This window comes from Nonomuraea sp. C10, from assembly GCF_008017515.1.
Classification (GTDB): Bacteria; Actinomycetota; Actinomycetes; order Streptosporangiales; family Streptosporangiaceae; genus Nonomuraea; species Nonomuraea ferruginea.
Genome location: NZ_VPFF01000001.1, coordinates 3947343 through 3972155 on the forward strand (window position 1 = coordinate 3947343; position 24813 = coordinate 3972155).

At 73.4% G+C, this 24813-nt stretch carries 26 protein-coding genes; 17 read left to right on the top strand and 9 right to left on the bottom strand.

Annotation, left to right across the window (positions count from 1 at the left end):
- The first annotated feature begins 8 nt into the window (after window positions 1-8).
- The gene (locus FR742_RS18105; protein WP_148032030.1) at window positions 9-347 is read left to right on the top strand and encodes an MmcQ/YjbR family DNA-binding protein; all 339 of its coding nucleotides are present in this window, start codon (window positions 9-11) and stop codon (window positions 345-347) included.
- Window positions 348-372: 25 nt separating this feature from the next.
- Here FR742_RS18105 and FR742_RS18110 read toward each other — a convergent pair whose 3' ends face one another.
- Window positions 373-1311, bottom strand: coding sequence for a hypothetical protein (locus FR742_RS18110; protein WP_187281198.1), 939 nt, complete (start codon window positions 1309-1311; stop codon window positions 373-375).
- A gap of 87 nt (window positions 1312-1398) precedes the next feature.
- Between FR742_RS18110 and FR742_RS18120 the strand changes: the two genes are divergently transcribed.
- Genes FR742_RS18120 through ptsP form a run of 8 tightly spaced genes read left to right on the top strand, consistent with a single transcriptional unit; the run spans window position 1399 to window position 8094 of the window.
- Window positions 1399-2160, top strand: coding sequence for a DeoR/GlpR family DNA-binding transcription regulator (locus FR742_RS18120; protein ID WP_148032031.1), 762 nt, complete (start codon window positions 1399-1401; stop codon window positions 2158-2160).
- Window positions 2157-3167: a 1-phosphofructokinase gene (gene pfkB / locus FR742_RS18125; protein WP_148032032.1), complete on the top strand. Its 1011-nt coding sequence runs from the start codon at window positions 2157-2159 to the stop codon at window positions 3165-3167. The genes FR742_RS18120 and pfkB overlap by 4 nt, the downstream gene beginning before the upstream one ends.
- A 53-nt stretch (window positions 3168-3220) precedes the next feature.
- Complete coding sequence (mtlA, locus tag FR742_RS18130) at window positions 3221-4459, top strand: PTS mannitol transporter subunit IICB (RefSeq protein WP_148032033.1); 1239 nt, start codon at window positions 3221-3223, stop codon at window positions 4457-4459.
- 3 nt (window positions 4460-4462) lie between these two features.
- Window positions 4463-4771, top strand: a complete 309-nt coding sequence (locus tag FR742_RS18135; protein WP_148032034.1) for a PTS lactose transporter subunit IIB — start codon at window positions 4463-4465, stop codon at window positions 4769-4771.
- A complete protein-coding gene (locus FR742_RS18140; RefSeq protein ID WP_148032035.1) occupies window positions 4764-5189 on the top strand; it encodes a PTS sugar transporter subunit IIA in 426 nt (141 codons plus the stop codon). The genes FR742_RS18135 and FR742_RS18140 overlap by 8 nt, the downstream gene beginning before the upstream one ends.
- On the top strand, window positions 5186-6190 hold the full coding sequence (locus FR742_RS18145; protein ID WP_148032036.1) for a zinc-binding dehydrogenase: 1005 nt from the start codon (window positions 5186-5188) through the stop codon (window positions 6188-6190). Before FR742_RS18140 ends, FR742_RS18145 begins: the two co-directional genes overlap by 4 nt.
- Window positions 6191-6200: 10 nt before the next feature.
- Window positions 6201-6482, top strand: a complete 282-nt coding sequence (locus tag FR742_RS18150; protein WP_148032037.1) for an HPr family phosphocarrier protein — start codon at window positions 6201-6203, stop codon at window positions 6480-6482.
- A complete protein-coding gene (ptsP, locus tag FR742_RS18155; RefSeq protein WP_148032038.1) occupies window positions 6475-8094 on the top strand; it encodes a phosphoenolpyruvate--protein phosphotransferase in 1620 nt (539 codons plus the stop codon). The genes FR742_RS18150 and ptsP overlap by 8 nt, the downstream gene beginning before the upstream one ends.
- Before the next feature lie 4 nt (window positions 8095-8098).
- Here the strand turns inward: ptsP and FR742_RS18160 are convergent, their stop codons facing one another.
- Window positions 8099-8734 carry an NAD(P)H-binding protein gene (locus FR742_RS18160; protein ID WP_148032039.1) on the bottom strand — a complete coding sequence of 212 codons (636 nt, stop codon included), beginning with the start codon at window positions 8732-8734 and terminating at the stop codon, window positions 8099-8101.
- Window positions 8735-8756: 22 nt separating this feature from the next.
- Between FR742_RS18160 and FR742_RS18165 the strand changes: the two genes are divergently transcribed.
- Window positions 8757-9452 (top strand): HAD family hydrolase, encoded by a 696-nt coding sequence (locus FR742_RS18165; RefSeq protein WP_148032040.1) that lies wholly within the window; start codon window positions 8757-8759, stop codon window positions 9450-9452.
- A 62-nt stretch (window positions 9453-9514) separates the two neighbouring features.
- Window positions 9515-10939: an NADP-dependent phosphogluconate dehydrogenase gene (gene gndA / locus FR742_RS18170; protein WP_148032041.1), complete on the top strand. Its 1425-nt coding sequence runs from the start codon at window positions 9515-9517 to the stop codon at window positions 10937-10939.
- Here the strand turns inward: gndA and FR742_RS18175 are convergent, their stop codons facing one another.
- On the bottom strand, window positions 10940-11692 hold the full coding sequence (locus FR742_RS18175; protein ID WP_261808599.1) for a thioesterase family protein: 753 nt from the start codon (window positions 11690-11692) through the stop codon (window positions 10940-10942).
- 95 nt (window positions 11693-11787) lie between these two features.
- On the opposite strand from FR742_RS18175, the gene FR742_RS18180 reads away from it, so the two are divergent.
- The gene (locus tag FR742_RS18180; protein ID WP_148032043.1) at window positions 11788-12579 is read left to right on the top strand and encodes an aminoglycoside phosphotransferase; all 792 of its coding nucleotides are present in this window, start codon (window positions 11788-11790) and stop codon (window positions 12577-12579) included.
- A gap of 55 nt (window positions 12580-12634) precedes the next feature.
- Window positions 12635-13066 (top strand): type II toxin-antitoxin system PemK/MazF family toxin, encoded by a 432-nt coding sequence (locus tag FR742_RS18185; protein ID WP_148032044.1) that lies wholly within the window; start codon window positions 12635-12637, stop codon window positions 13064-13066.
- Between the two features lie 24 nt (window positions 13067-13090).
- On the opposite strand, the gene FR742_RS18190 is transcribed toward FR742_RS18185, so the two are convergent.
- The 3 genes from FR742_RS18190 to FR742_RS18200 are packed head-to-tail and all read right to left on the bottom strand — an operon-like array spanning window position 13091 to window position 15524.
- Window positions 13091-13498, bottom strand: a complete 408-nt coding sequence (locus tag FR742_RS18190) for a cupin domain-containing protein (RefSeq protein WP_148032045.1) — start codon at window positions 13496-13498, stop codon at window positions 13091-13093.
- Window positions 13498-14319, bottom strand: a complete 822-nt coding sequence (locus FR742_RS18195) for a phosphoenolpyruvate hydrolase family protein (protein ID WP_148032046.1) — start codon at window positions 14317-14319, stop codon at window positions 13498-13500. The genes FR742_RS18190 and FR742_RS18195 overlap by 1 nt, the downstream gene beginning before the upstream one ends.
- The gene (locus FR742_RS18200; RefSeq protein ID WP_148032047.1) at window positions 14316-15524 is read right to left on the bottom strand and encodes a Tm-1-like ATP-binding domain-containing protein; all 1209 of its coding nucleotides are present in this window, start codon (window positions 15522-15524) and stop codon (window positions 14316-14318) included. Before FR742_RS18200 ends, FR742_RS18195 begins: the two co-directional genes overlap by 4 nt.
- Before the next feature lie 34 nt (window positions 15525-15558).
- On the opposite strand from FR742_RS18200, the gene FR742_RS18205 reads away from it, so the two are divergent.
- The 4 genes from FR742_RS18205 to FR742_RS18220 all read left to right on the top strand — a co-directional run bounded on the left by FR742_RS18205 (window position 15559) and on the right by FR742_RS18220 (window position 19979).
- On the top strand, window positions 15559-16917 hold the full coding sequence (locus tag FR742_RS18205; protein WP_148032048.1) for an FAD-binding oxidoreductase: 1359 nt from the start codon (window positions 15559-15561) through the stop codon (window positions 16915-16917).
- A gap of 220 nt (window positions 16918-17137) precedes the next feature.
- Entirely contained in the window at window positions 17138-17800 is a 663-nt protein-coding gene (locus tag FR742_RS18210) for a DUF3152 domain-containing protein (RefSeq protein ID WP_261808600.1), read from the top strand.
- Between the two features lie 125 nt (window positions 17801-17925).
- Window positions 17926-19068 carry an MBL fold metallo-hydrolase gene (locus tag FR742_RS18215; RefSeq protein WP_148032050.1) on the top strand — a complete coding sequence of 381 codons (1143 nt, stop codon included), beginning with the start codon at window positions 17926-17928 and terminating at the stop codon, window positions 19066-19068.
- A complete protein-coding gene (locus FR742_RS18220) occupies window positions 19065-19979 on the top strand; it encodes a pirin family protein (protein WP_148032051.1) in 915 nt (304 codons plus the stop codon). Before FR742_RS18215 ends, FR742_RS18220 begins: the two co-directional genes overlap by 4 nt.
- Before the next feature lie 5 nt (window positions 19980-19984).
- On the opposite strand, the gene FR742_RS18225 is transcribed toward FR742_RS18220, so the two are convergent.
- From FR742_RS18225 to FR742_RS18235, 3 genes are all read right to left on the bottom strand, one after another.
- The gene (locus FR742_RS18225) at window positions 19985-22798 is read right to left on the bottom strand and encodes an AbfB domain-containing protein (protein WP_148032052.1); all 2814 of its coding nucleotides are present in this window, start codon (window positions 22796-22798) and stop codon (window positions 19985-19987) included.
- A gap of 175 nt (window positions 22799-22973) precedes the next feature.
- Window positions 22974-23462 (bottom strand): hypothetical protein, encoded by a 489-nt coding sequence (locus FR742_RS18230; RefSeq protein WP_148032053.1) that lies wholly within the window; start codon window positions 23460-23462, stop codon window positions 22974-22976.
- Between the two features lie 209 nt (window positions 23463-23671).
- Complete coding sequence (locus tag FR742_RS18235) at window positions 23672-24682, bottom strand: hypothetical protein (RefSeq protein WP_261808601.1); 1011 nt, start codon at window positions 24680-24682, stop codon at window positions 23672-23674.
- Window positions 24683-24813: the final 131 nt, after the last annotated feature.

The window sequence follows — 24813 nt, forward strand, 5'->3', positions numbered from 1 at the left end:
TTGACCACGTGGTCACAGTCGAGGACGTGCGGCGGCTCGCGGCGACTTTCCCGCGGTCATCGGAGCACCTGATCAGAGACCGGATCAAGTTCCGCGTGGGCTCCATCGTCTACGTCGCGTTCTCGCGCGACGAGACGCTGATGGGGTTCGCCTTCCCGAAGGAGGAGCGGGCCGCGCTGGTCGCCGCGGAGCCCGACAAGTTCCTCCTGCCCCCCGAGTCCGATCTGCGCTTCAACTGGGTCGTCGCGCGCCTGGCCGTCCTCGACCCGGACGAGATGCGCGAGCTGGTGCTGGAGGCGTGGCGGATGGTGGTGCCGAAGAAGGTGTACGCGGCCTACGTCGGCTAGCGCGACGGGGCCGCCCTTCAGCCGTTCAGGTGACGCTGCGATAGAGCCCCGCGGTGAGCTTCGTGATCCGGTTCACCGAGCCCCGCCACGCGCTGCCCGCCGGGTGCGCCGTCAGCACCGCCATCACGTACCTCTCGTCCTTGCCCACGAGCCCGGTCGTGTAGAGCACCGGCCGGCCGTAGTCGGGCACGCGCGCGTCGGCGGCGCGCGAGGCGACCAGGGAGATCGACGCGCTCTGCGTCCTGGCGTCACACCTGACCGGCGGCGTCAGCCCGAAGCCGGACCAGCCCTGCTTGACCGCCTTGCGGCCGGGCACCCCGTCGGGGATGCCGAAGGCCTGGTCGAAGCCGTCGCTGCCGCACGGCGTCGCCGCGCGCAGGTGGCCCAGGATCGTGTCGCGCACCCGGGGCGAGGCGGTGTCGAGCAGGTAGCGGTAGGTCCGCACGACGTCGTGCGCGCTCAGCGTGGCGTAACCCCAGAAGCCGGGCTTGGACGCGGGCGGCGGCGTGGTGTCCGGCAGCCGGAGTTTGCGCGCCATGCGGGTGACGATGGCGCCCTTGCCGCCCCGGTCCCAGAACGTGGAGGCGGCGTCGTCGTCGCTCTCCCTCAGCATGATCTTCAGCAGCCTGGCGTCGGCCGCGGAGACGGTCCTGCGCGACTCCAGGAAGTCGATCGCGATCAGGATCTTGATGACCGAGGCGGAGCGGTACTTGCGGTGCGCGTGCCGGGTCGCGACGAACTTGCCGCGCTGCCGGTCGAACACCAGCCAGGACGCGGTCGTGCCCGGCGGGACCTTGGGCGGCCGCGCCGTACGTGACGCCGTGGCCCGGGCGGGCGGACTCTCGGCCGACGAGCTCTGCGAGGTGCCGCTCGACGCGCGGGCGGGGCCCGCCGCGGGGCCGGCGACGCATCCCGCCGCGAGGGGTACGGCCGCGGCGACCGCGGCCCAGGGCTTCAATCGCATCGCACATACCTATCAGAGTCTTGACCAACCACAGAAACGGGGATAAACAAAGGGGAAACCAACCTGAAACGGCGGTGAACCAACATCATGTACGCCGAGGAGCGGCAGCAGGACATCCTGCGCAGGGCGCGCGTGGCGGGCCGCGTCGACGTGGTGTCGCTGGCGGCCGAGCTCGACGTCACCACCGAGACCATCCGCCGCGACCTGACGGCGCTGGAGCGGGCCGGCGTGCTGCGCCGCGTGCACGGCGGCGCCATCCCCGTGGAGCGGCTCGGCTTCGAGCCCGCGCTCGCCACCCGCGACGAGGTGATGACCGCGGAGAAGGAGCGCATCGCCAAGGCCGCCCTGGCCGAGCTGCCCGACGACGGTTCGGTCATCATCGACGCGGGCACCACGACGGGCCGCCTGGTCGGCGTGCTGCCCGCCGACCGCGAGCTCACCGTGGTGGTCAACTCGCCGCCGCTCGCCACCGTGCTGGCCGCGCGGAGCAACCTCAACGTGATCATGCTCGGCGGGCGGGTACGCGGCCGCACCCTCGCGACGGTGGACGACTGGGCGCTGCAGCCGCTGGCGCACCTGCACGTGGACGTGGCGTTCATGGCCACCAACGGCTGCTCGGCCGAGAAGGGCCTGACCACGCCCGACCCGGCCGAGGCGGCGATCAAGCGGGCGATGGTGCGGGCCGCCGAGCGCAGCGTGCTGCTCGCCGACCACACCAAGTTCACCAACACCTACCTGGCGAGCTTCGCCGCGCTGAGCGAGATCGACGTGGTGATCACCGACGCCGGAGTGGACGACGCGCTCGCCGCCGAACTGTCCGCCGCCGGACCTCAGGTGGTCCGCGCATGATCGTGACCCTGACGCTCAATCCCAGCCTGGACCGCACGATCGAGATCGCCGCGCTGGACCGCGGCGCGGTCATCCGCGCCGCCGCCGCCCGCCTCGACCCCGGCGGCAAGGGCGTGAACGTCTCCCGCGCCCTGCTGGCCAACGCGGTCGCCTCGCGCGCCGTGGTGCCGTTCGGCGGCGACGAGGGACGGCAACTCGTGCACCTGCTCCGCCAGGAGGGCCTGGACATGGTGACCGTGCCGGTGGCCGGCCGGACCAGGTCGAACGTGACGCTGGCCGAGCCCGACGGGACCGTCACCAAGATCAACGAGCCGGGCACGGCGCTCTCCCCCGGCGAGCTCGACACGATCGCCGACTCCGTGCTGGCCGAGGCGCGCGAGGCCGACTGGGTGGTCGCCTCCGGCAGTCTCCCGCCCGAGGTGCCCGGCGACGTCTACGCCCGGTTGTGCCGCCGGTTCGCCGGGGCGGGCATCCACGTCGCGGTCGACACCAGCGGCCCGCCGCTCACCCGCGCGCTCGGCGCCGGGCCCGCGCTGATCAAACCCAACCTGGAGGAGCTGGCCGACGCCACCGGCGTGGCGATCACCTGCGTCGGCGACGTGGTGGCGGCCGCGGCCAAGCTGCGGGCGGCGGGCGCGCGTACCGTGCTGGCCAGTCTCGGCGCCGACGGCGCCGTGCTCGTCGAGGACGGCGGGTGCTGGTACGGGGAAGCACGCGTCGCCGAGCCCCGCAACGCGGTCGGCGCGGGCGACGCCATGCTCGCCGGGTTCCTCGCGGGCGGCGGAAGCGGCGAGACAGCGCTGGTGGAGGCGCTCGCCTGGGGCGCCGCCGCGGTCAGCCTGCCGGGCAGCCGCATGCCGGGGCCCGCGGACATCCGCCGCGACGCCGTCCGCGTCTCCCGCCCCGACCCCGGCCGCCTCCTCACCTCGCCGCTCCCCCGTACCCCCGTGACGGTTCGCGCGGCGGCCACCGGGGCGGCGCCGCATCCGCCGCCGTCCCCTCGCTGACTTACGGCTCACCCACGCACGAGCCTGCTCACCCCCCGAAGGAGCAATGTCCCATGGCCGACACCTATACTCCCCCGGTCTACGGAACCGGCGCCAAAGCCACGATCCAGCGGATCGGCGGCCACCTGGCGGGGATGATCATGCCGAACATCGGCGCGTTCATCGCCTGGGGTCTCATCACCGCCCTGTTCATCCCCACCGGCTGGGTGCCCAACGCGGATCTCGCCGCGATGGTCGACCCGATCATCAAGGTCCTGCTGCCGGTCCTCATCGCCTACACGGGCGGCCGGATGGTGCACGGCCAGCGCGGGGCCGTGGTGGGCGCCGTGGCCGCGATGGGCGTCGTGGTGGGAGCGGACGCCCCGATGTTCCTCGGCGCGATGATCATCGGTCCGCTCACCGCCTGGATCCTGAAAAAGGTGGACGCGTTCACCGAAGCGCGGACCCGGGCCGGGTTCGAGATGCTGGTGGACAACTTCTCCGCGGGCATCATCGGCGGCGCGATGGCGGTGGCCGGCGTGCTGGGCATCGGCCCGATCGTGCAGGTGATCACCGGCGCCGCGGAGGACGCGGTCGGCTGGCTGATCGCCACCGGCCTGCTGCCCTTCGCGTCCGTGCTGATCGAGCCGGCCAAGGTGCTGTTCCTCAACAACGCCGTCAACCACGGCGTCCTCGGCCCGCTCGGCGTGACCCAGGCGGCGGAGACCGGCAAGTCGATCCTGTTCATGCTGGAGTCGAACCCCGGCCCCGGCCTCGGCCTGCTCCTCGCCTTCATGTTCTTCGGCCCGCGGGCCATGCGGCCCAGCACGCCGCCCGCGATGATCATCCACTTCTTCGGCGGCATCCACGAGATCTACTTCCCGTACGTGCTGATGAAGCCCCGCCTCATCCTGGCCGTCATCGGCGGCGGCATGGCCGGCGTGTTCACCTTCATGGTCACCGGCGCCGGTCTGGTCGCCACGCCGTCGCCGGGCAGCATCTTCGCCTACCTGGCCGTCACGCCGCGCGGCGGCCTGTTCGCGTCCATCGCGGGCATCGTGGTCGCCACGGCCGTGTCGTTCGCCCTGGCCGCGCTGCTGCTGGGCTTCGGCCGCGGCGAGAAGGAGGAACCCGCCGGAGACCTGCCGGCCGAGGGCGCTCCCGAACCCGCCGGCTCCCACCGGGCCGGCGCCGACGACACCGTGCCGGACGTCGTGGCGGACACCCCCGGCGAGCAGCCCGCCAACGGCGAGCGCCGCGACTCCGGCGAGCCCGCGCAGACCGAGACCCGTACCGCCAGCAAGGAGGCGTGAAGCATGCCCAGCATCGACAGCAAGGACATTCACAAGATCATCGTTGCCTGCGACGCGGGGATGGGCAGCAGCGTGATGCTCGCCAGCCAGCTCCGCAAGCAGCTCAAGGACTCCGGGGTCGCCGTCGAGCACACGCCGGTCAACAACATCCCCGCCGACGCCGACGTCGTGCTCTGCCACGCCGGGCTGGCCGCCAGGGCCAGGGCGGCGGCGCCGGGCAAGGTGCTGGTGCCGTTCCAGATCTTCCTGGGCGACCCGGCCGTGACCAAGCTCGTCGCCACGATCAAGAGCGGCGGCACCGTCGATGCGTGAGGACCTGCTCGACCCGCGCGCGGTGCTGCTGCACGAGAGCGCGGCCGACCGCGAGGAGGCCATCCGGCGCTGCGGGCGGGTCCTGGTCGACATCGGCGCGGTCGCGGAGCCGTACATCGACGCGATGCTGGAGCGCGAGCGCTCGATCTCCACGTACGTCGGGGAGGGCGTGGCCATCCCGCACGGCACCGCGGCCGCCAAGGAGGACGTCAGGCGCGACGCGATCTGCGTCGTGCGGTTCCCCGGCGGCGTCGACTGGGACGGCGAGCCCGTCACGGTCTGCGTCGGGATCGCGGCCAAGGACGACGGCCACGTGCCGCTGCTGGCCGCGCTCGCCGAGATCCTCCTCGACCCGGACCGGGCGCGGACGCTGCGCGAGGCGACGGAAGCACACCAGGTGATAGAGGAGTTGACGTGAAGGTCGCCAGATTCCACGCGCCGGGCGACATCCGGATCGAGGACGCGCCGGAGCCGGTCGCCGGCCCCGGCGAGCTGAAGATCCGGGTGCGCAACTGCTCGACGTGCGGCACCGACGCGAAGATCTACAAATTCGGCCACCACCACATCCGGCCGCCCCGGGTGATGGGCCACGAGATCGCCGGCGAGGTGGTGGACACCGGCGAGCGGGTGCAGGTGATCGCCGCCATCCCGTGCGGCGCCTGCCCCGACTGCGCGCACGGCCGCATGACCGTGTGCCCGAACCAGGAGTCGATGGGCTACCACTACGACGGCGGCTTCGCCGAGTACATGATCATCCCCGCCAAGGTGCTGGCCGTGAACGGGGTGAACGCGATCCCGTCCGGCGTCGGGTTCGCCGAGGCGTCGGTGGCCGAGCCGCTGGCGTGCGTGCTCAACGGGCAGGCCCTGGCCCGGGTGGGTACGGGTGACGATGTGGTGGTGATGGGAGCGGGCCCGATCGGCTGCCTGCACGTGCGGCTGGCGCGGGCGCGCGGCGCCGCCCGGGTGTTCCTCGTGGACGTGAACACCGACCGGCTCGCGATGGCGGCCGAGCTGGTACGCCCCGACGCCGCGATCGACGCCGACCCGGTGGAGCAGGTGCTCAAGCTGACCGGCGGCCGGGGCGCGGACGTGGTCATCACCGCGGCCGCGGCCGGCGCCGCCCAGGAGCAGGCCGTGCTGATGACCGCCCGCCAGGGACGCATCAGCTTCTTCGGCGGCCTGCCGAAGGACGACCCGTTCATCCGGCTGGACTCGAACCTGGTGCACTACCGGGAGCTGACCATCGTCGGCGCCAACGGCTCCAGCCCCGGCCACAACGCCGAGGCCCTCCGCCTGATCGCCGAGGGCGCCGTGCCGGTCGCCGACCTGGTCACCCACCGGCTCCCGCTGTCGCGGGTGCTGGACGGGATCGGCCTGGTCAGCCAGGGCGCGGCCATCAAGGTCACCATCGAACCGTGAGGAGGCACCCATGCCCGAGAGGACCGTGGCCGTCGCGTCGGCCAGCGGGCTGCACGCCCGGCCCGCCAAACTGTTCGTCCAGGAGGCGGCGCGGCTGGGGGTGCCCGTGCGCATCCGGGTCGGGGAGAAGTCGGTCCCTGCCCACAGCATGCTGGGCGTGCTGTCGCTGGGCGCCGTCCACGGCACCGAGGTGACCCTGGAGTCGGACGCCCCCGGCGCCGACGAGGCCCTCGACGCCCTGGTGACCCTTCTGTCCCGTGATCTGGACGCGGAAGAGGCCCTGGATGCCTGACCTCCCGCCCTCCGGCCCGGCCTCGCTGGCCGGGCTGGGGGTCAGCCCGGGGCGGACGGCGGGTCCGTGCCTGCGCATGGCCGGGCCCCCGGCGCTGCCCGCCCCGAACCCCGTGACCGACATCGGCGCCGAGCTCGCCGTCGTCGGCGAGGCGCTGGAGGCGGTCGCCGAGGACCTGCGCCGGCGCTCCGCCGCCGTGGCGGGCGGTGACCGCGGCGCCGCGGAGATCCTCGACGCGCTGGCCATGATGGCCGACGACCCCATGCTCAAGGAGGAGGCCGAGCAGGGGGTGCGCGACGGACTGGACGCCCCGCACGCCCTGGAGGCGGCCTTCGCCCGTCACCGCGAGGCGCTCGCCGCGCTGGGCGGCTACCTCGCCGAGCGGGCCGCCGACCTGGACGACCTCAAGCACCGCGCGGTGGCCGCCGCCCTCGGCGTGCCGATGCCGGGCGTGCCGTCACCGGGGCACCCGTTCGTGCTGGTCGCCGAGGACCTCTCCCCCGCCGACACCGCCGGGCTGGGCCCGGACGTGCTGGCGCTGGTGACGGTGAAGGGCGGCCCGACCAGCCACACGGCGATCCTGGCCCGCGGCCGCGGGCTGCCCGCCGTGGTGGCGTGCGCGGGCGCCGCGCACCTGGTGGACGGCACGTACATCTCGGTGGACGGCGCCACCGGCGAGATCGTCACGGGCGTCACGGAGGAGGACGCGGCACGCGTCCGCGAGCAGGACAGCGCCGAGCGGGCCCGGCTCGCGGCCACCAGCGGCCCCGGCAGGACCGCCGACGGCCATCCGGTCAAGCTGCTGCTCAACATCGGCTCGGCCGCCGACCTGCGTCCGGACGGGGAGGGCGTCGGCCTGTTCCGCACCGAGTTCCTGTTCCTGGACCGCAAGCAGGCGCCCACGTACGAGGAGCAGGTCACGGCCTACGCCGACGTCTTCACCGCCGTCCCGTACGTCGTGGTGCGCACCCTCGACGCCGGCACCGACAAGCCGCTGCCGTTCCTCGGGCTGCCCGAGGAGCCGAACCCGGCGCTGGGCGTCCGCGGTCTGCGCGTGGACCGGGTGCTGCCGGACGTCCTGGACACCCAGCTGGACGCGATCGCCGAGGCGGCCCGCCGCACCGGGGCCGAGGCGTGGGTGATGGCCCCGATGGTCAGCACCCCCGGTGAGGCCGCCGCCTTCGCGCGCCGCGCCCGCGCCCGCGGCATCGCCCGGGTGGGCGCGATGGTGGAGGTCCCGGCCGCGGCCCTCCTGGCCGACCGTCTGCTGCGCGAGGTGGATTTCCTGAGCATCGGCACCAACGACCTGAGCCAGTACACCTACGCCGCCGACCGGCAGCATCCCGCGCTGGCCGACCTGCTGGACCCGGCCCAGCCGGCCCTGCTGCGCCTGGTCGAGCTCTGCGCCGAGGCGGGCCGCGCGGCCGGCAAACCGGTGGGCGTCTGCGGCGAGGCGGCCGGCGACGCGAGGCTCGCCCCCATCCTGGCCGGTCTCGGCGTGACGAGCCTCTCGATGGCGCCCGTCTGCGTCCCCGCCGTCCGCGACGCCCTGGCCCGTCACACGCTGGAGGAGTGCAGGGAACTGGCCCGCGCGGCCCTGGACGGCCGCTGACCGTTCACCTTGAGGCGACGGCTTCGGGGATGGGCGTGTCGCCGGAGACGAGTTCGAGCGTGCGCCGGCCGGGAGCGGTCAGCAGGGCGGCGACGACGGCGGCCACGTCGTCGCGGGGCACCGAGCCGGGCGGCACCTCCGGTTCGAGCCGGACCCGGCCGGTGCCGGGCTCGTCGGTGAGGCGGCCGGGGCGCACGATGGTCCAGTCGAGGTCGCGGCGGCGCAGGTCGTCCTCGGCCTCGGTCTTGGCCGTGATGTAGGCGGCCCACACCTCGTCGGTGCCGGCCGCGGGCGGCCGGCCCGCGCCCATGGAGGAGATCTGGACGAACGTGCGCACGCCGGCCCGCTCGGCGGCGTCGGCCATGAGCACGGACGCCCCCCGGTCGACGGTGTCCTTGCGGGCGGCGCCGCTGCCGGGGCCGGCGCCGGCGGCGAACACGATCGCGTCGGCGCCGCGCACGATCCCGGCGACCTCGTCGGGGCTCGCCTTCTCCAGGTCGCACACCACCGCCCGGGCGCCGGTGGCCTCGACGTCGGGGACGTGCGCGGGGTTGCGGACCAGGCCGACGGCGGCGGAGCCGAGCAGCCTGGCCAGCCGCAACGCGATCTGCCCGTGTCCGCCCGCGATGATGATCCTCATGGCCCCATGGTGTCATGGGGGTATGCACGACTTCCCCGAGGCGCCCGCTCCGGCGTTTCTCTTCGACCTCGACGGCACCCTCATCGACAGCGTCTACCAGCACGTCATCGCCTGGCGGCAGGCCCTGTCGGGGATGGGCATCGACCTCGCGGTGTGGCGCATCCACCGGCGCATCGGCATGAGCGGCGGCCTGTTCGTGAACGCGCTGCTGCGCGAGACCGGGCTGAAGCTCACCCAGGCGCAGATCGACGAGTTGCAGACGACGCACGCCGACGCGTACGAGCAGCAGGTCGAGTCGGTGCGGCCGCTGCCGGGCGCGCCGGAGCTGCTGGCGGAGCTGTCGTCGCGGGGCGTGCCGTGGGCGATCGCGACCAGCGGGTACGCCCGCACGGCCCGGCTGGCGCTGGGCATGCTGGGGCTGCCGGATGACGCGCCGCTGGTGACGCGCGACCTGGTGCGCCGGGCCAAGCCGGACCCCGACCTGTTCCTGGCCGGAGCCGCGCTGCTGCGGGCCGATCCGGCGCATGCCATGGTGGTGGGCGACAGCATCTGGGACCTGCTCGCCGCGCGCCGCGCCGGCTCGCTGGGGATCGGGTTGCTGTCCGGCGGCTACGGCAGGGACGAGCTTGAGCGTACGGGGGCGTTCCGGGTGTACGCCGACCCGGCCGACATGCTCGACCGGCTGGACGAGCTGGGCGTCCGGCACGGCGACTACTAGCGGGAATACCGGCCCGAACCTGTGGGCTGGAGCCTGCGTACCACCCATAGAGGAGCTTTCACATGGACTTGGCAGACATCGGCGTCACCGGCCTGGCCGTCATGGGCCGCAACCTGGCCCGCAACCTGGCCAGGCACGGCTACGCGGTGGCGGTGCACAACCGGTCGGCGTCGCGCACGCACGCGCTGGTGCGGGAGTTCGGCGGCGAGGGCACGTTCGTGCCGTCGGAGGAGCTGGCCGACTTCGTGGCGTCGCTGAAGCGGCCGCGGCGGGCGATCATCATGGTGAAGGCCGGCGCGGGCACCGACGCCGTGATCGACGCGCTCGCGGAGCTGATGGAGCCGGGCGACATGATCGTCGACGGCGGCAACGCGCACTTCGAGGACACCCGGCGGCGGGAGGCCGCGCTGCGCGCCAAGGGCATCCACTTCGTCGGCACCGGCATCTCCGGGGGCGAGGAGGGCGCGCTGAACGGCCCGAGCATCATGCCGGGCGGGTCGAAGGAGTCGTGGGAGGCGCTCGGCCCGATCCTTCAGGACATCGCGGCCCAGGTCGACGGGGTGCCGTGCGCGGTGCACGTGGGCCCCGACGGCGCCGGCCACTTCGTGAAGATGGTCCACAACGGCATCGAGTACTCGGACATGCAGCTGATCGCCGAGTCCTACGACCTGCTGCGCCAGGCGCTCGGCGCCACCCCGGCCGAGCTGGCGGAGGTGTTCCGCGAGTGGAACCGGGGCGAGCTGGACTCGTACCTGATCGAGATCACCGCCGAGGTGCTCGACCAGGTGGACGCGGAGACCGGGAAGCCGTTCGTGGACGTCGTGGTCGACCGGGCCGAGCAGAAGGGCACCGGCCGGTGGACCGTGCAGAGCGCGCTGGAGCTGGGCGTGCCGGTGACGGGCATCGCCGAGGCGGTGTTCGCGCGGGCGCTGTCGGGCCATCCCGAGCAGCGGGCGGCGGCCAGGGAGCTGGCGGGCCCGTCGGTGTCCGGGGTGGGCGCCAAGGAGCTGATCGAGGACGTGCGCCAGGCTCTGTACGCGTCCAAGATCGTCGCGTACGCGCAGGGCTTCGACCAGATGGCGGCCGCGTCCAAGGAGTACGGCTGGGACCTGGACCTGGGCGCGATGGCGACGATCTGGCGCGGCGGCTGCATCATCCGGGCCAAGTTCCTGGACCGGATCCGCGCCGCCTACGACGCCGACCGGACCCTGCCGACGCTGCTGGCCGACCCGACGTTCGCGGCCGCGCTGGGCGTGGCGCAGGAGTCGTGGCGGCGGGTGGTCACCACGGCGGTCCAGATCGGCGTGCCGACGCCCGGTTTCTCCTCGGCGCTGGCCTACTACGACGGGCTGCGCCGCGACCGGCTCCCGGCCGCGCTGGTGCAGGGGCTGCGCGACTATTTCGGCGCGCACACGTACCTGCGCGTCGACCGGGAGGGCGCCTTCCACACCGACTGGTCCGGCGACCGCGCGGAGCGGCCCGCCTGATCAGCCGCGCAGCGGCACCGGGTTGGCCAGGGCGGTGACCACGCAGAACCCGAACGGGCCGGTGGTGTCGTGCAGGGTGACCTGGCCGGTGGCGACGCCGGCGGCGGCGACCCGGCCGGTGGCCTCCATGCCGATCAGCTCGCTCCCGGGCATCCGGGCGAGGGTGAGCGTGTAGTCGGCGTTGATGAAGGCGACGCCGCCCTCGGCCATGGAGGTGAGCGGGCTGGCGAAGTCGCCGGCGAGGGCCGTGCGCACGATCGGGGTGAGCTTCTCGTCGTCGACGAGCGGGCGGTCCTCGCGCATCCACAACCGCCGTTGGCCGGGCACCCACCACATCTCGAACGGCGGCTCCCAGCCCGTCGAGGGCTCCGGGGGGCCGTCGGGCGGGGTCTCGTCCCACGGGTCGGTGAGCACCGGCTGGTTCTCCGGCTGCTCGCTGGTGCGCAGCAGGACGGCGCTCACGCGGCCGATCACTCCCTGCTCGGTGCGGATCGTCGCGTCGGCCACCCGGATCCGCCGCCCGTCCCTGACGAGCGCGGTCTCGACCGTGACCGGCAGCATCGGGCTGTTGCGGAACAGGTCGACGGTGAGCCGGGCGACGTGCAGGTCGGGGTCGGCGTAGCGGGACTCGATGGCGCGGGCCGCCAGCCCGCCGAGCAGGCGGCCGTGCAGCATGCCCGGGGACCAGGGGCTGTGCGCGTGGGCGGCCGGGACGAACTCGGCGCCTTGCGAGGTGAAGAACGGGGACGTCACAGAATGAGATTCTAGAGGAGAGCCGCCCGGCCAGGTCGTGCGGCTCGGGCGCCCCGGCTCTTGAACATCCTCGCGGGGCGGCGAAGATCGGAGATATGACGGTCCTACCGCCCGCGGGCGTGCTCGCCGCATTCGGCCTTTCCGGCGTCCCGGAACCGCTGCCCGGTGGTGAGGGCCGCGCCGTACGGGTCGGCGGCGCGGTGCTGAAGCCGGTCGACGGCCGCGAGGAGGCCGAGTGGAGCGCCGGGTTGTTCGAGCGCCTGCCGCCGTCGGTGTCCTTCCGCGTCCCCCGGCCGATCAGGGCCGGTACCGGCACGTACGTGGTCGGCGGGTGGACGGCGTCCGAGCTCCTCCCCGGCCGGACGGGAACCAGGAGGTGGGCGTCGCTGCTGGCGGTCGGCCGGGCCTTCCACGAGGCGTTGCGGGACGTGCCGCGCCCCGGCCTGCTGGACCGGCGCGTGCACCCGTGGGCCGTCGCGGACCGGGTGGCGTGGCAGGAGGAGGACGTCGCGCTCCGGGGGGACGCCGGGCCGATGCTGGCCGAACTCCTCGGGCTGCTCGCGCCGGTCGCCGCGCCCGCCCAGCTCGTGCACGGCGACCTGACGGGCAACGTGCTCTTCCACCGGGGCAGCCCGCCCGCGGTGATCGACTTCTCCCCCTACTGGCGGCCCGCCCCTTACGCGGACGCGATCGTCGTCGCGGACGCCCTCCTCTACCACGACGCCGAACCGGACCTGGTGGACGCCATCGGCGAGGACGCGCCGCGCTGGCTCGCCCGCGCGCTGGCGTTCAGGCTCGTGGCGCTGGGCCTGCTCACCGAGGACCCCGCCCCCGATGAGCTGGCCCGCTTCGCCGCCGTCACCCGGCTGGCGAGAGCGCGCCGCTGACGATCCGGTGTGACCGCGGGTGCTGGGCGGGCGGGGCGGCCCGTAGAATCCGCGGGTGCGTGATATTGGAGAGGACCCGCGGCCCGTCAGGGGCGCCGTGCGGGAGGTGCGGTCCCTGCGGGAGGCCGCCACGCTGGCCTACTCGCCCGACCTCGACGGGCTCGCCGATCCTGGCGAGATCGTGTGGGCCTGGGTGCCGTACGAGGAGGACCCGTCGCGGGGCAAGGACCGGCCGCTGCTCGTGGTGGGCCGGAGCGGGCGCAGGCTGCTGGGCATGATGCTGTCCAGCCGGGGCGACGACGGGCCCGACTGGTACGAGCTGGGCGCCTGGGGCCGCGACGGCAAGACCTCGTACGTCCGGCTGGACCGGGTGTTCGAGCTGGACGAGGACGACATCCGGCGCGAGGGCGCGGTGCTCGACGCCGACCGGTTCACGCGGCTGGCCGCGCTGCTGATGAGGACGTACGGGTGGGCCGCGGGACGGTGAGTCCCGCGGTGAGTCCCGCGGCGGTCAGGCGGGGCGCCAGGCGGGGATGTCCCCCGCCTGGTGGAGGTGGAAGTCGGGGGCGGCTTCCAGGGCCTTCTCCTCGCCGCCCGGCGTGTAGGTGACGATCAGGCGGAGCGGGCGCCAGGTGGTGTTGAACGTCGAATGGTAGACGCCCGCCGGGATGTGCACGGCGTCGCCCTCGCGGATCGGGAACTCCTCGCCGTCGCCCACCATCTGCCGGGCCTCGCCGGAGATCACGTACAGGACCTCCTCGGCGTCCGGGTGGTTGTGGCGGGCGTGGCCCATGCCGGGGTTGACGATGACCTCGCCCAGGGTGCTGCCCGCGCCGGCGATCGCCGACGGAGTGACGAACCACTTGATCGAGCCCCAGCCGAACGTCATCGTCGGGACCGCGTCGGGATTGATGAGCATCAGATCTCCAGGTTCTTGAAGGCGGCGACCTGCTCGGTGATGGCCCGCTCGGTGGGCAGGCGCTCGACGGAGGACGCGCCGAAGAAACCGGCCACGCCCTTGGTGCGCGCGAGCACGTGCTGGGCGTCCTGCGGCTCGGCGATCGGCCCGCCGTGACACAGGACGAGGACGTCGGGCCGGACGGCGACGGCCGCGTCGCGCATCGCCTGCACGCGGGTCACGGCCTCGTCGAGGGTGAGCGAGGTGCCGGCGCCGATGCTGCCCTTGGTGGTCAGCCCGACATGCGGCACGAGCACGTCGGCCCCGGCCTCGGTCATGGCCCGCGCCTGGTCCTCGTCGAACACGTACGGCGCCGTCACCAGCTCCCGCTCGCGCGCCAGCCTGACCATCTCGACCTCGAGGTCGTACCCCATGCCGGTCTCCTCCAGGTTCTGCCGGAACACGCCGTCGTACAGACCGACCGTCGGGAAGTTCTGCACGCCGGCGAACCCCATGGCCTTGAGCTGGTCGAGGAAGCGCGGCATGACCCGGAACGGGTCGGTGCCGCAGACCCCGGCCAGCACCGGGGTGTCCTTCACCACGGACAGCACCTCGGCGGCCATCTCGACCACGATCTGGTTGGCGTCGCCGTACGGGAGCAGCCCGGCGAGCGAGCCGCGCCCGGCCATCCGGTAGCGGCCGGAGTTGTAGATGATGATCAGGTCGACGCCGCCGGACTCCGCGCACTTGGCGGACAGCCCGGTGCCCGCGCCCGCGCCGATCACCGGCCTGCCCTCCGCGACGGTCGCGTGGAGCCGTTCGAGCACTGTCTGCCGGTTCACCGCTTGCCTCCGATCATCTCGTGGAGCCGGTCGGCCATCGCCCGCCCGAACTCCGGGTCGTTGATGTGCAGGTCGAGCCGCACGGTCGAGGGGAAGGACGCCAGGGCGGCGAAGCAGGCCCCGTCCGCCTCCGGGTCGTGGAAGGGCATGCCCTCGGCGTCGAGCGCGGACACCCCCTTGAGCGGCACGAACAGCTCGGCCGGCCCGCTCGCCCCGGCCAGCTTGGCCGCCACCCTGCGGCCCAGCTCGGCCATCTCCTCCGGGGTGGTGCGCATGAGGGTCACCGTGGGGTTGTGCACGTACAGGTTGCGGCGGCCGAACCGCTCGGGGACGGTGTCGCGCGGCCCGAAGTTGACCATGTCGAGGGCTCCGGGCGCGACCACCTGCGGCACGCCGTGCCGTCCGGCGGCGGTCAGCCGGTCGGGCCCGGCCGACAGCACACCTCCCACCAGGTCGTCGGCCAGCTCGGTGGTGGTCAGGTCGAGCACCCCGGCGAGCATGCCGCTCGCGGCGAGCCCTTCCATGGCCCGGCCGCCGGCCCCGGTGGCGTGGAACACCAGCACCTCGTACCCGAGCTCGCGCAGCCGCTCGCGGGCGGCGTCGACGGCGGGCGTGGTCACCCCGAACATGGTGGCCCCGACGAGCGGCCGGTCGCCCTCGGCGGCCCGCTGCTCCCGGTAGGCGGCGGCCATCCCGGCGGCCGCGGCGGCGGCGTTGCCGAGGATCGCCCGGGACAGCCGGTTGACGCCCGCGATGTCGACGACGCTGTACATGAGCGTGACGTCCTTCGCTCCCACGTACGGGGACACGTCGCCGGACGCCATGGTGGAGACGATCAGCTTGGGCAGGCCGATCGGCAGGTCGCGGACGGCCCTCGCGGCGATCGACGACCCGCCGCTGCCGCCCACGGCCAGGACGGCGGAGACCCGCCCCGCCGCGTGCAGCTCCCCCAGCACCGCCGCCGCGCCCTCGCCCATCGCGGTGACCGTCGCCCCCCGGTCGCCGGCCGCGCGCAGGGCTTCCAGGTCGGCGCCGGCGGCGGCCGCGACCCGGTCGTTCGGGTGGTCGACGGGGTACGGCACGCCCGGGTCTCCGGTGCCCGCGTCGACCACCACGACTTCCTGGCCCAGCTCGGTCAGCCGGTCGCGCAGCCATCCGTATTCCTCGCCCTTGGTGTCGAGGGTGCCGATGAGTACGACTGTCATCCTCCGACGTTAACCCGGATGGGATCATGGGGGCATGCGTGTCGTGGTCATCGGGAGTGGCATCGTCGGGGCCGCCGCGGCTCACCGGCTGAGCGGGCGCGGCGTGCCGGTGACGGTGGTGGACGGGGCGTACCCGGGGCAGGCCACCCAGGCGGGGGCCGGGATCGTGTGCCCGTGGGTGGACCATCCGGACGACGAGGACTGGTACCGGCTGACCCGCGAGGGCGCCCGCCACTACCCGGGGCTGGTGTCGTCACTCGGCGAGTCCCTGGGGTACGCGCGGGTGGGCGCGCTACTGGTCGCCGGCGAGCCCTCCGACCTGGAGCCGGTGCGCGCCCTGCTGGCCCGGCGGCACGCGGAGGCGCCGGAGATGGGGGACGTGGTGGACGTGGCGGCGCCGTCCGTCCTGTTCCCTCCCCTGTCGGAGGACCTGAGCGCGCTCCTGGTGCCGGGCGCGGCGCGCGTGGACGGGCGGGCGGTGCGGGACGCCCTCCTGCGCGCGGCCCTCCGTCAGGGGGCGGAGCTGCGTACGGGCACGGCCACGCTCACCTCGGACGGCGGGGTGCTGGTGCGCGAGGTCCGTGAGGCGGACTCCCGCGGACGCGTCACGGGGTTGCCCGGGGCTGCGGGCGACCGGGAATCCTGGCGTCAGGCCACCCCGGGTTCCCCCCAAGGCCCGCCTTCCGCCCACGGAACGCATCCGGCGTCCGAGGCGTCTCCGTACGGGGCCGTCCGCGACGCCGCCGCAGGCGCCCCGCACGAACCCGGCTCACCGTACGGGGACGAGCCGGAGGCCACGCTTACGGCGGGCACCCCACCCGAACCCCGATCACCGTACGGGGACGAGCCGGGGGCGGGCGGTGAGAGGACGCTGGTCGAGGCCGACGTGGTGATCGTGGCCGCCGGGGCGTGGAGCGGGGAGGTGTGCCGGGGGCTCGGGGTGGAGCTGCCGGTGTTCCCGCGCCGGGGGCAGATCGTGCACGTGACGCTGGAGGGCGTGGACACCTCGCGGTGGCCGATCGTGCTGCCCCACGTCGGGCCGTACCTGCTGGGGTTCCCGGGCTCGCGGGTGGTGGTGGGGGCGACGATCGAGGACGCGGGGTTCGCGCCGCGGGTCACCATGGGCGGCCTGGACGAGGTGCTGCGTGCGGGCCTCCGGGTGGCGCCCGGCCTCTCCGAGGCGACGGTGACGGAGACCAGGGTGGGGTTACGGCCGGTGCACGCACCGGGCCCGCCGCTCATCGGACCGGTGAACGACCGGGTGATCGTGGCTACAGGCCTGGGCGCGTACGGCCTGACAGCGGGCCCCTTCACCGGACGGGTAGCGGCCGGACTGGCACTGGGCGAGGAACCACCCCTCAACCTCCGCCCATACCACCCCCGACTCCCCTGACCTCCGACCACCAGCCCAGCCGCGTCGTCGCCTCGGTCCTCTGACAGGACAGTCGGGCCGCTGACCTGGGCCCTCTGACAAGGCTGCAGGGTCGCTGGTCTCCGTCTTCACCGGTGCCGGCGCAGCCGGGTTCCCTGATGGCTGTCGGTCGCCGGTAAGGGGGGTGACGTCGTGGGTACGATCTGTGACATCCCCCGCGTGTGGTCGTGGGGAGGCGTCGTTGCGCGCGTTGGTGGTGCTGCTCGTCGTGGTGGCGGGGTGTGCCGTGTCGGTCCCGTCGAAGCCTCCGCCGTCTCCTCCGGGGACGAGCGCGCCGCCGCCGAGCGCGCCGCCGCGTGCGGAGCCCGAGGTGCCGCGGCGGGCGTCGGGGAGGTACGAGGTGGTCCCGGGCGGCGCGATGGCGAGGCGGGGGCGTGGGAAGGTGATCCGCTACCTGGTGGAGGTCGAGCGGGGGCTGCCGTTCGGGACGCGGGCGTTCGCGGCGGAGGTGCACCGGACGCTCAACGACCCGCGCGGCTGGGGCCGGTTCCGGCGGGTGGACGGGCCGCCGGTGCGGTTGCGGGTCGCGCTGTCCAGCCCGCGGCTCACCGACCGCGAGTGCGTGCCGCTGCGCACCAGCGGCGACCTGTCCTGCTGGAACGGCTCCCGCTCGGTCATCAACGCGCGCCGCTGGGCCGAGGGCGTCCCGCAGTACGGCGGCGACCTGGCCGCCTACCGCCGCTATCTGATCAACCACGAGGTGGGGCACGCGCTCGGCCACCGCCACGCCAGATGCCCGAGACGCGGCCGGCTCGCGCCGGTGATGGCGCAGCAGTCGAAGTCGTTGCACGGTTGCCGCCCGAACCCGTGGCCGCACCCGGAGCGTGGCCGCGAGGAGCGTTGACGTGGAGAGCACGGCAGCGGTGCGGTCGGCGCGCTCCGATCTTCCGCGATCTATCGTACCGATAGGGAACATCGGGGCTCTCCCGCCGGGTTGACGCGGGAGGACGTTTTCCAGGGGGTGTGAGCATGGCGGGTTTCCGGACGGCACGGCGCGTGCTGGCGGGTGGCGCGGTCCTGGCGGCCGCGGGCTGGGCGCTGCGCCGGGTGCCCGCGGAGCTGGGGCTGCGGCCCCTGGGCTCCGGGCCGGTCCGAGCGGGCCGGATGCGGCGCTCGCCGCAGTTCCGTGACGGTGTCTTCTTCAACCGGATGCCGGAACCGGTCACGTTGATGACCGCGCCGCCGGTCGGCGCGATCGCCGGGCTGCTCAGGAACAAGGAGCTGCGCCGGCCGCCTGGCCCCGTCCCGGTGCTGGCGCCGCCGTCCGGTGAGCCCGCTGCCGGCGGGCTGCGCGCGACCTGGTACGGGCACGCCTCGACGCTGGTGGAGATCGAGGGCAGGCGGGTGCTGCTCGACCCGGTGTGGAGCCGGCGGCCGTCTCCGTCGCAGCTGGTCGGGCCGAAGCGGCATCATCCGGTGCCGGTGCCGATCGGCGGGCTGCCCCAGGTGGACGCCGTGGTGATCTCGCACGACCACTACGACCATCTCGACATGGCCACGGTGCGCGCGCTCACCCACACCCAGAAGGCGCCGTTCCTGGTGCCGCTGGGCATCGGCGCCCACCTGGAGCTCTGGGGCGTGCCGGCGTACCGGATCATCGAGCTCGACTGGGACGAGGAGGCGGAGGTCGCCGGGCTGCGGTTCACGGCCACCGCCGCCCGCCACTTCTCCGGCCGGTCGTTCACCCGCAACGACACGCTGTGGGGGTCGTGGGTGGTGGCCGGGGCCGCCAGGCGGGTCTTCTACGCGGGCGACTCCGGATACTTCCAGGGCTACCGGGGCATCGGCGCCGCCCACGGGCCGTTCGACCTGACGATCATGCCGATCGGCGCCTACAGCCCGTCCTGGCCGGACATCCACATGACCCCTGAGGAGGCGGTGACGGCCACCGTCGACCTCGGCGGGAGGCTGATGCTGCCGGTGCACTGGGCGACGTTCACGCTGGCGCCGCACCCGTGGGCCGAGCCGGTCGACCGGCTCTGGCACGAGGCCAAGGCACGCGACGTGCCGTTCGTGGTGCCCAGGCCCGGTGAGGCCGTCGACACCGCCGACCTCCCCGCCGTCGACACCTGGTGGGAGATGCTGGGCCCGGCCCGTACAGTCGGGGGGTGAGCAACCTGGAACCGGACCCCTCCGAGATCCTCTGCGGCCCCGGCGGCGGCGCGGGCGGCGAGACGCTGGAAGGGCGCGCGGTGCCGCTCGGCGGCCCGCGTGCCATGACCGTGACGCGGACACTCCCCCACGTGCACCGGCGCATGATCGGCGCCTGGTGCTTCGTCGACGCCTACGGCCCGGAGCAGGCGGAGATGCGGGTCGCGCCGCACCCGCACACCGGCCTGCAGACCGTGAGCTGGCTGGTGGCCGGCGAGGTGCTGCACCGCGACAGCCTGGGCAGCCTCCAGGAGATCCGGCCCGGCAGTCTCAACCTCATGACGGCCGGGCGCGGCATCTCCCACTCCGAGGAGTCGCGGCTGGGCACGCTGCACGGGGTGCAGCTGTGGGTGGCGCTGCCCGGCGGGCACCGGGAGGTCGCGCCCGCCTTCGAGCACCACGCCGTGCTGCCCGTGCTGTCAGGGCCCGGCTACGCGGCCACCGTGTTCATGGGCGCGCTGGGCGGGGTCCGCTCGCCGGCGACCGCGTACAGCCCGCTCGTGGGGGCGGAGATCGCGGTCGACGGTGACGCCGAGGTGCCGCTCGATCCCGCGTACGAGCACGGGCTGCTGCTGCTCGACGGCGAGGTCGCCGCGCTGCCGCCGGGGCCGCTGCTGTACGTGCCGCCGGGCCGCGAGGTCGTGCGGCTGAGCGGCGCCGGGCGGGTGCTGCTCGTCGGCGGCGAGCCGTTCGCCGAGGAGATCGTCATGTGGTGGAACTTCGTCGGCCGGAGCCACGACGAGATCACCGCCTTCCGCAAGGAGTGGATGGAGGGCGACGGGTTCGGCACGGTGCGCGGCTACGACGGCGCGCCGCTGCCCGCTCCCGCGCTGCCCGGCACGCGGCTCAAGGCCAGAGGCCGGGTTCGCTAGGCCGTTCACGGGGCCCACGGCGCGGCCAGCTGCCACGTGCTGTCGGCCGTCAGCGTCTGCGGGCGGTTCCACGCGGTGCCCGTGCCGTTCGCCGACCACACCTCCGCTTGGTAGTGCCGCAGGTACGAACCCGGATAGTTGATCGATTCGAGGGTCACGCCGTCGCCCTGCAGGCCGGGCCGGGCGCACCAGGTCGCGTCCTGGGCGAACAGCGCGCTTCCGTCGTTCGCGTCCATGCGCACGCGCGAGTTCGCGTGGCGGAGGAACCGTCCCGGGTAGTTGACCGACTCGAAGGCGTAGCAGCTGGAGTCGGCGAGCCCGCGGCGGATGGTCCACGTGGCGTCGTTCTTCAGCAGCGCGCCGCTGCCGGAGTTGACCACCGCGGTGGACGCCAGGCTGTCGGCGTGCCGCAGGTAGCGGTCGGTGAAGCCCCAGGTCCGCACCTGCAGCGACCGGCGCGCGTCCACGGGGAGGTCGGCGGAGCTGCGCCACAGGGCGGGGGCGCTGACGTCCCAGGTGGCGTCGGCGTCGAAGGCGGCGCCGCCGTCGAAGGGGTTGGGGCCGCTCGGCCTGGCCAGGTAGACGTTGTCCGAGTGGTGCCGCAGGAACGCCCCGGGGAAGTTCAGCGATTCGAACGAGGCGCCCGTGCCGGTCCGGCCGGGGCGCGCGCACCAGGTGGCGTCCGCGGCGAACGACCCACCGGTGCTCGCGTCGAGCCGCACCACGGAGTTCGCGTGCCGCAGGTAGCGGCCGGGGAGGTTGACCGACTCGAACGAGTGGCAGCGGGCGTCGGCCAGGCCGGGCACGGCGCGGAACGACGCGTCCCTGCGGGCGAGGTCGGGGCTCGTCGTGGTGATCACGTCGGTGCGCGCGACGGAGTCGGCGTGCCGCAGGTAGCGGCCGGTGTGGCCGGGGGTCGTCACGCGGAACGAGCGCACGTGGCCGGCCGTCAGCCGCGGCGTCGCGTTCTCGTTCGCGGCGGCGGCCAGGAGGTGCCGGTGGGCGGCGCGCACCTGGTTCGTGTCGACCTTCTGGACCCGGCGGTCGTAGGTCATCAGGCCGTTGTACTCGCCTTCCAGGTCGGTGATCTCGGTGTAGACGGACCCGCTCAGGCCCTTCTTGGTGACCAGCTCCCGCAGGTCGCGGACCATGCCGGTGTAGCGGTCGCCGAGCTGCGCGCCGCTGGTCAGGTGCTCGTAGGCGAAGAAGCCGCCGTGCGGGCTGTACTCGTGACCCGGCGTGCGCAGGCCGAGGCCGCCGAACTCGCCCAGGATCGAGACGCGGGTGGAGGAGGGCGCGGGAGCGTCCGGGCCCGTGTACACGTGCCAGTCGACCATGTCGCCGTTGCCCGGGTCGCCCAGCGAGTTGCAGCAGTTGAACCCGCTGTGCCCGTTGACCAGGCGGGTCGGGTCCTGGTTCTTGACGTTCTGGATGACGCGGCGGGTGTCGGCGAGGTTCCACTCGCCCCAGCCCTCGTTGAACGGGACGTAGGCGACGACCGCGGGTGAGTTGCGGTGCTCGTCGACGATCTCCCGCGCCTCGGTCTCGAACTGCTGCGCGTGCGCGGGGGTGATGTTCCTGTTGGACGCCTGCATCGACGGGATGTCCTGCCACACCAGCAGGCCGAGCCGGTCGGCGTGGTAGTACCACCGCTGGGGCTCGACCTTGATGTGCTTGCGCACCATGGTGAAGCCGAGCTCCTTGTGCTTCCGCAGGTCGAAGGCGAGCGCCGCGTCCGTGGGCGCGGTGTAGAGGCCGTCCGGCCAGTAGCCCTGGTCGAGCGTGCCGAGGTGGTAGACGAACTCGCCGTTGAGCGTGGGCCGCAGCACCCCGTTGACGAGCCGCTTGCCGACCTCGCGCATGCCGAAGTAGTGCGTGGTCCGGTCGACGGTCCGCCCGGCGCCGTCGCGCAGCGAGATCCGCAGGTCGTACAGGAACGGGTCGTCGGGCGTCCATCGGCGGGCGTTCGGCACGGGCACGCGGAACTCGGTGAACGCGCCGGTGGCGGTGCCGACGACGGTGGCGCCGTCCAGGGCTTCGGCGAGCACGGAGTGCCCGCTGACGTTCCCGCGCGTGAACACGCGCACCCGGAGCGTGTCGTCGCTCAGGCTGGGATACGTGTCGACGCTGGAGATGGACGACGTGGGCGTCGGCTCCAGCCACACGGTCTGCCAGATGCCGGACACGGGCGTGTAGAAGATGGCCGACGGGTCGCGGGTCTGTTTGCCGATGACCGGGTGGCTGCCGTTGTGGCCGGAGTCGGTCGGGTCGTACACCTTGACGATCAGCTCGTTCGTGCCGCCGTTGAGCGCGTCGGTGATGTCGAACTCGAAGCGGTCGTATCCGCCCCGGTGGCTGCCCATCGCCCGGCCGTTGACCCAGACCGACGCCTCCCAGTCGACCGCGCCGAAGTGCAGCTGCACCCGGCGGCCCTGCCAGGCGGGCGGGACCGTGAACGTCCGGCGGTAGAAGAGGTAGTGGCGGTCGTCGCCGGCGGGGCGCATCACGCCCGACAGGGCGGACTCGACCGCGAACGGGACGTTGACGCGCTCCGGCAGGGTGACGCCGAACTGCGGCGCGCCGTCGGTCGCCGACTGCCTCAGCTGCCACTCGCCGTTGAGGTTCAGCCAGTCGGGCCGGGTCATCTGGGGGCGGGGGTACTCCGGTAAGGGCGTGCCGTCGAGGGCCTGGCTCGTCCACGGGGTCGACAGCGGGGGCGGCTTGGCCGGCGCCGCGTGGGCGGGCTGGGCGGCGAGCGGCAGCCCGGCGAGGAGGGCGAGCAGGAGCGCGCACGCCCTGGCGCGATGGCGGGTCTTCATGGATATCTCCGTTGGGGGGTGGGAGACGGCCGGATCGGATGGTAACCCCGGGCGACAGCCGGGCCGGCAGAGCCGACATGACGTATACGTACACCTTGGTGCGCGCCACCGGCACCCCCGGTCATGGAAGAAGGCCCGCTCGGGCGAGCGGGCCTTCTTCGTCGCGGTCGTCTGATCAGATGGTGACCTGGTGCCAGGCGCCCCGCTTGGTGAGGTTGTTGCTGTAGTAGCCGATCTGGCTGACGCGGATGCGGACCTTGTCCACGTTGTGCTTCCAGAACGTGAAGTTCTTCACGTGGCCGGCGTTGCACAGCTTGTAGGCCCCGGCCTCGTCCCACTTCCAGTTCGGCTGGTAGAGGTGGTGGACCCGGATCTGCACGAACGCGCACTTGCCGCCCTGCTGCAGGGTGCGGAAGTCCAGGTCGTACAGCTTGCCCTTGATCCGGACGTCGTTCTGGGTGTGGGCCGGGTTCCAGTTGGCCTTGACGGTGCCCTTGGCCTTGGCCTTGAAGTTGCTGGAGTAGTAGGAACCCCAGTTCTGCGTCGGCGGGTTCATGATCAGGGGCTGCGGGTCTGTCGAGGCGGCGGCCGGCGCGCCCATGACCACGGCGGTGGCGGCGGAGGCGGCGGCGAGCGTGAGAACGGTGCGAAGCGAGCGGCGCATGACTTCTCCTTGAGGGATGAGTGCTCCCCGGGCTTCTCCCGGGGGCCCCGTGTGCTGTCGGGGTGTGCACCACCTTGATAAGGCCGACCGCCTGCCGGACGCTTGCTCGTGCGATGCCGCGCGCCTGCAGCGCACTGTATCCGTGGTTGCAAGCGCTGACTTACCGCGTTTTCCCGGCCGTCCCGGCTTCGACGGCGAGGAAAGCGCGGCTAGTAGACCGAGATGTGCGGGTGGTCGTAGTGGTTGGCCGTGGTGCCGCCGCGGTCGGTCATCACGCGCCAGGAACCCGTCCTGACGTGCCAGATCCGCTGCCGGTAGATGATGTACATGATGCCGAGGCGCCGGGCGTTCTTGATGGCCCATTCGGCGATCGCGTGGCCGCGCTGGACCTCGGCCGGTGAGGGGAAGGCGCCGCCCCGGCTGAGCATGAAGTCGCAGGCGCGGCCCAGGGGGTGCTCGCCGCCGTCCTGGATGGGCCGGTAGCAGCCGATGCCCGGCCCCGTCCCGAAGCGTCGCTCGATGAGCGACTTGACCAGCCGCATGCGCGGGGTGACGTTGTCGGACCCGTCGGGGAGCTGTGGCAGGAACGTGCCGTCGGAGCGGCGGCCGGGCGCCTTGTGCAGCTGGTCGATCTTGTCCCGGATCTTCTCGATCGTGGCTTCGGCCTTCTCGCGCCGGCCGGCGAGGTCCTTCACGGTGGCGTCCAGCTCGTCGGCGCGGGCCTCCGCCTCCTCCTTGGCCTGCCGGTGGCCGTCGCGCACCCGGGCGAAGCCCGACAGCTTGGCGTGCTGCTCGTCGGCGAGGTGCCGGGTGAGCGCCAGCCTGCGGATCAGGCCGCCCCGGTCCTCGACGCCGGTGAGCAGCGCCATGTTCTCGGACCCGCCGGTCATGTACTGGGTGATCGCCATGGCGCGCAGCTCGGTGGCGTGCCGGTCGAACACCTCCTGGGATCCGGCCAGCTTCTCACGGGCGGCCTTCTCGGCCTTCTCCGCCTGCTGCTGCTCCCGGCGGCCGTGGTAGTAGTCCTCGATCAGCTTGTCGGACTCCTTCTGGAGTGCGGCCAGCTCCTTCTCCAGCTTCTTGACCGAGGGCTTCGGGTCCGCGAGCGCCGTCAGGGGGACCGCCGCGGTCAGGCCGGGACAGAGTGCCGTCAGGAGGGCCGTCGTGCCCAGAACTCGGAGGAGGCCGCGCCGCCTGCCGGCGGAGGACGCAACGGCCACGCTTCTCCTTCGCCACGTGGTGCAGGACGCGTTTCCGGGCCTGGACTGCACGGGCCGGTCGCGCCCACTATCGAGGCAAAATAGTAGGGGATCTTTCGCTCACCTGTGGCCAATCATGATTTATCCGCATC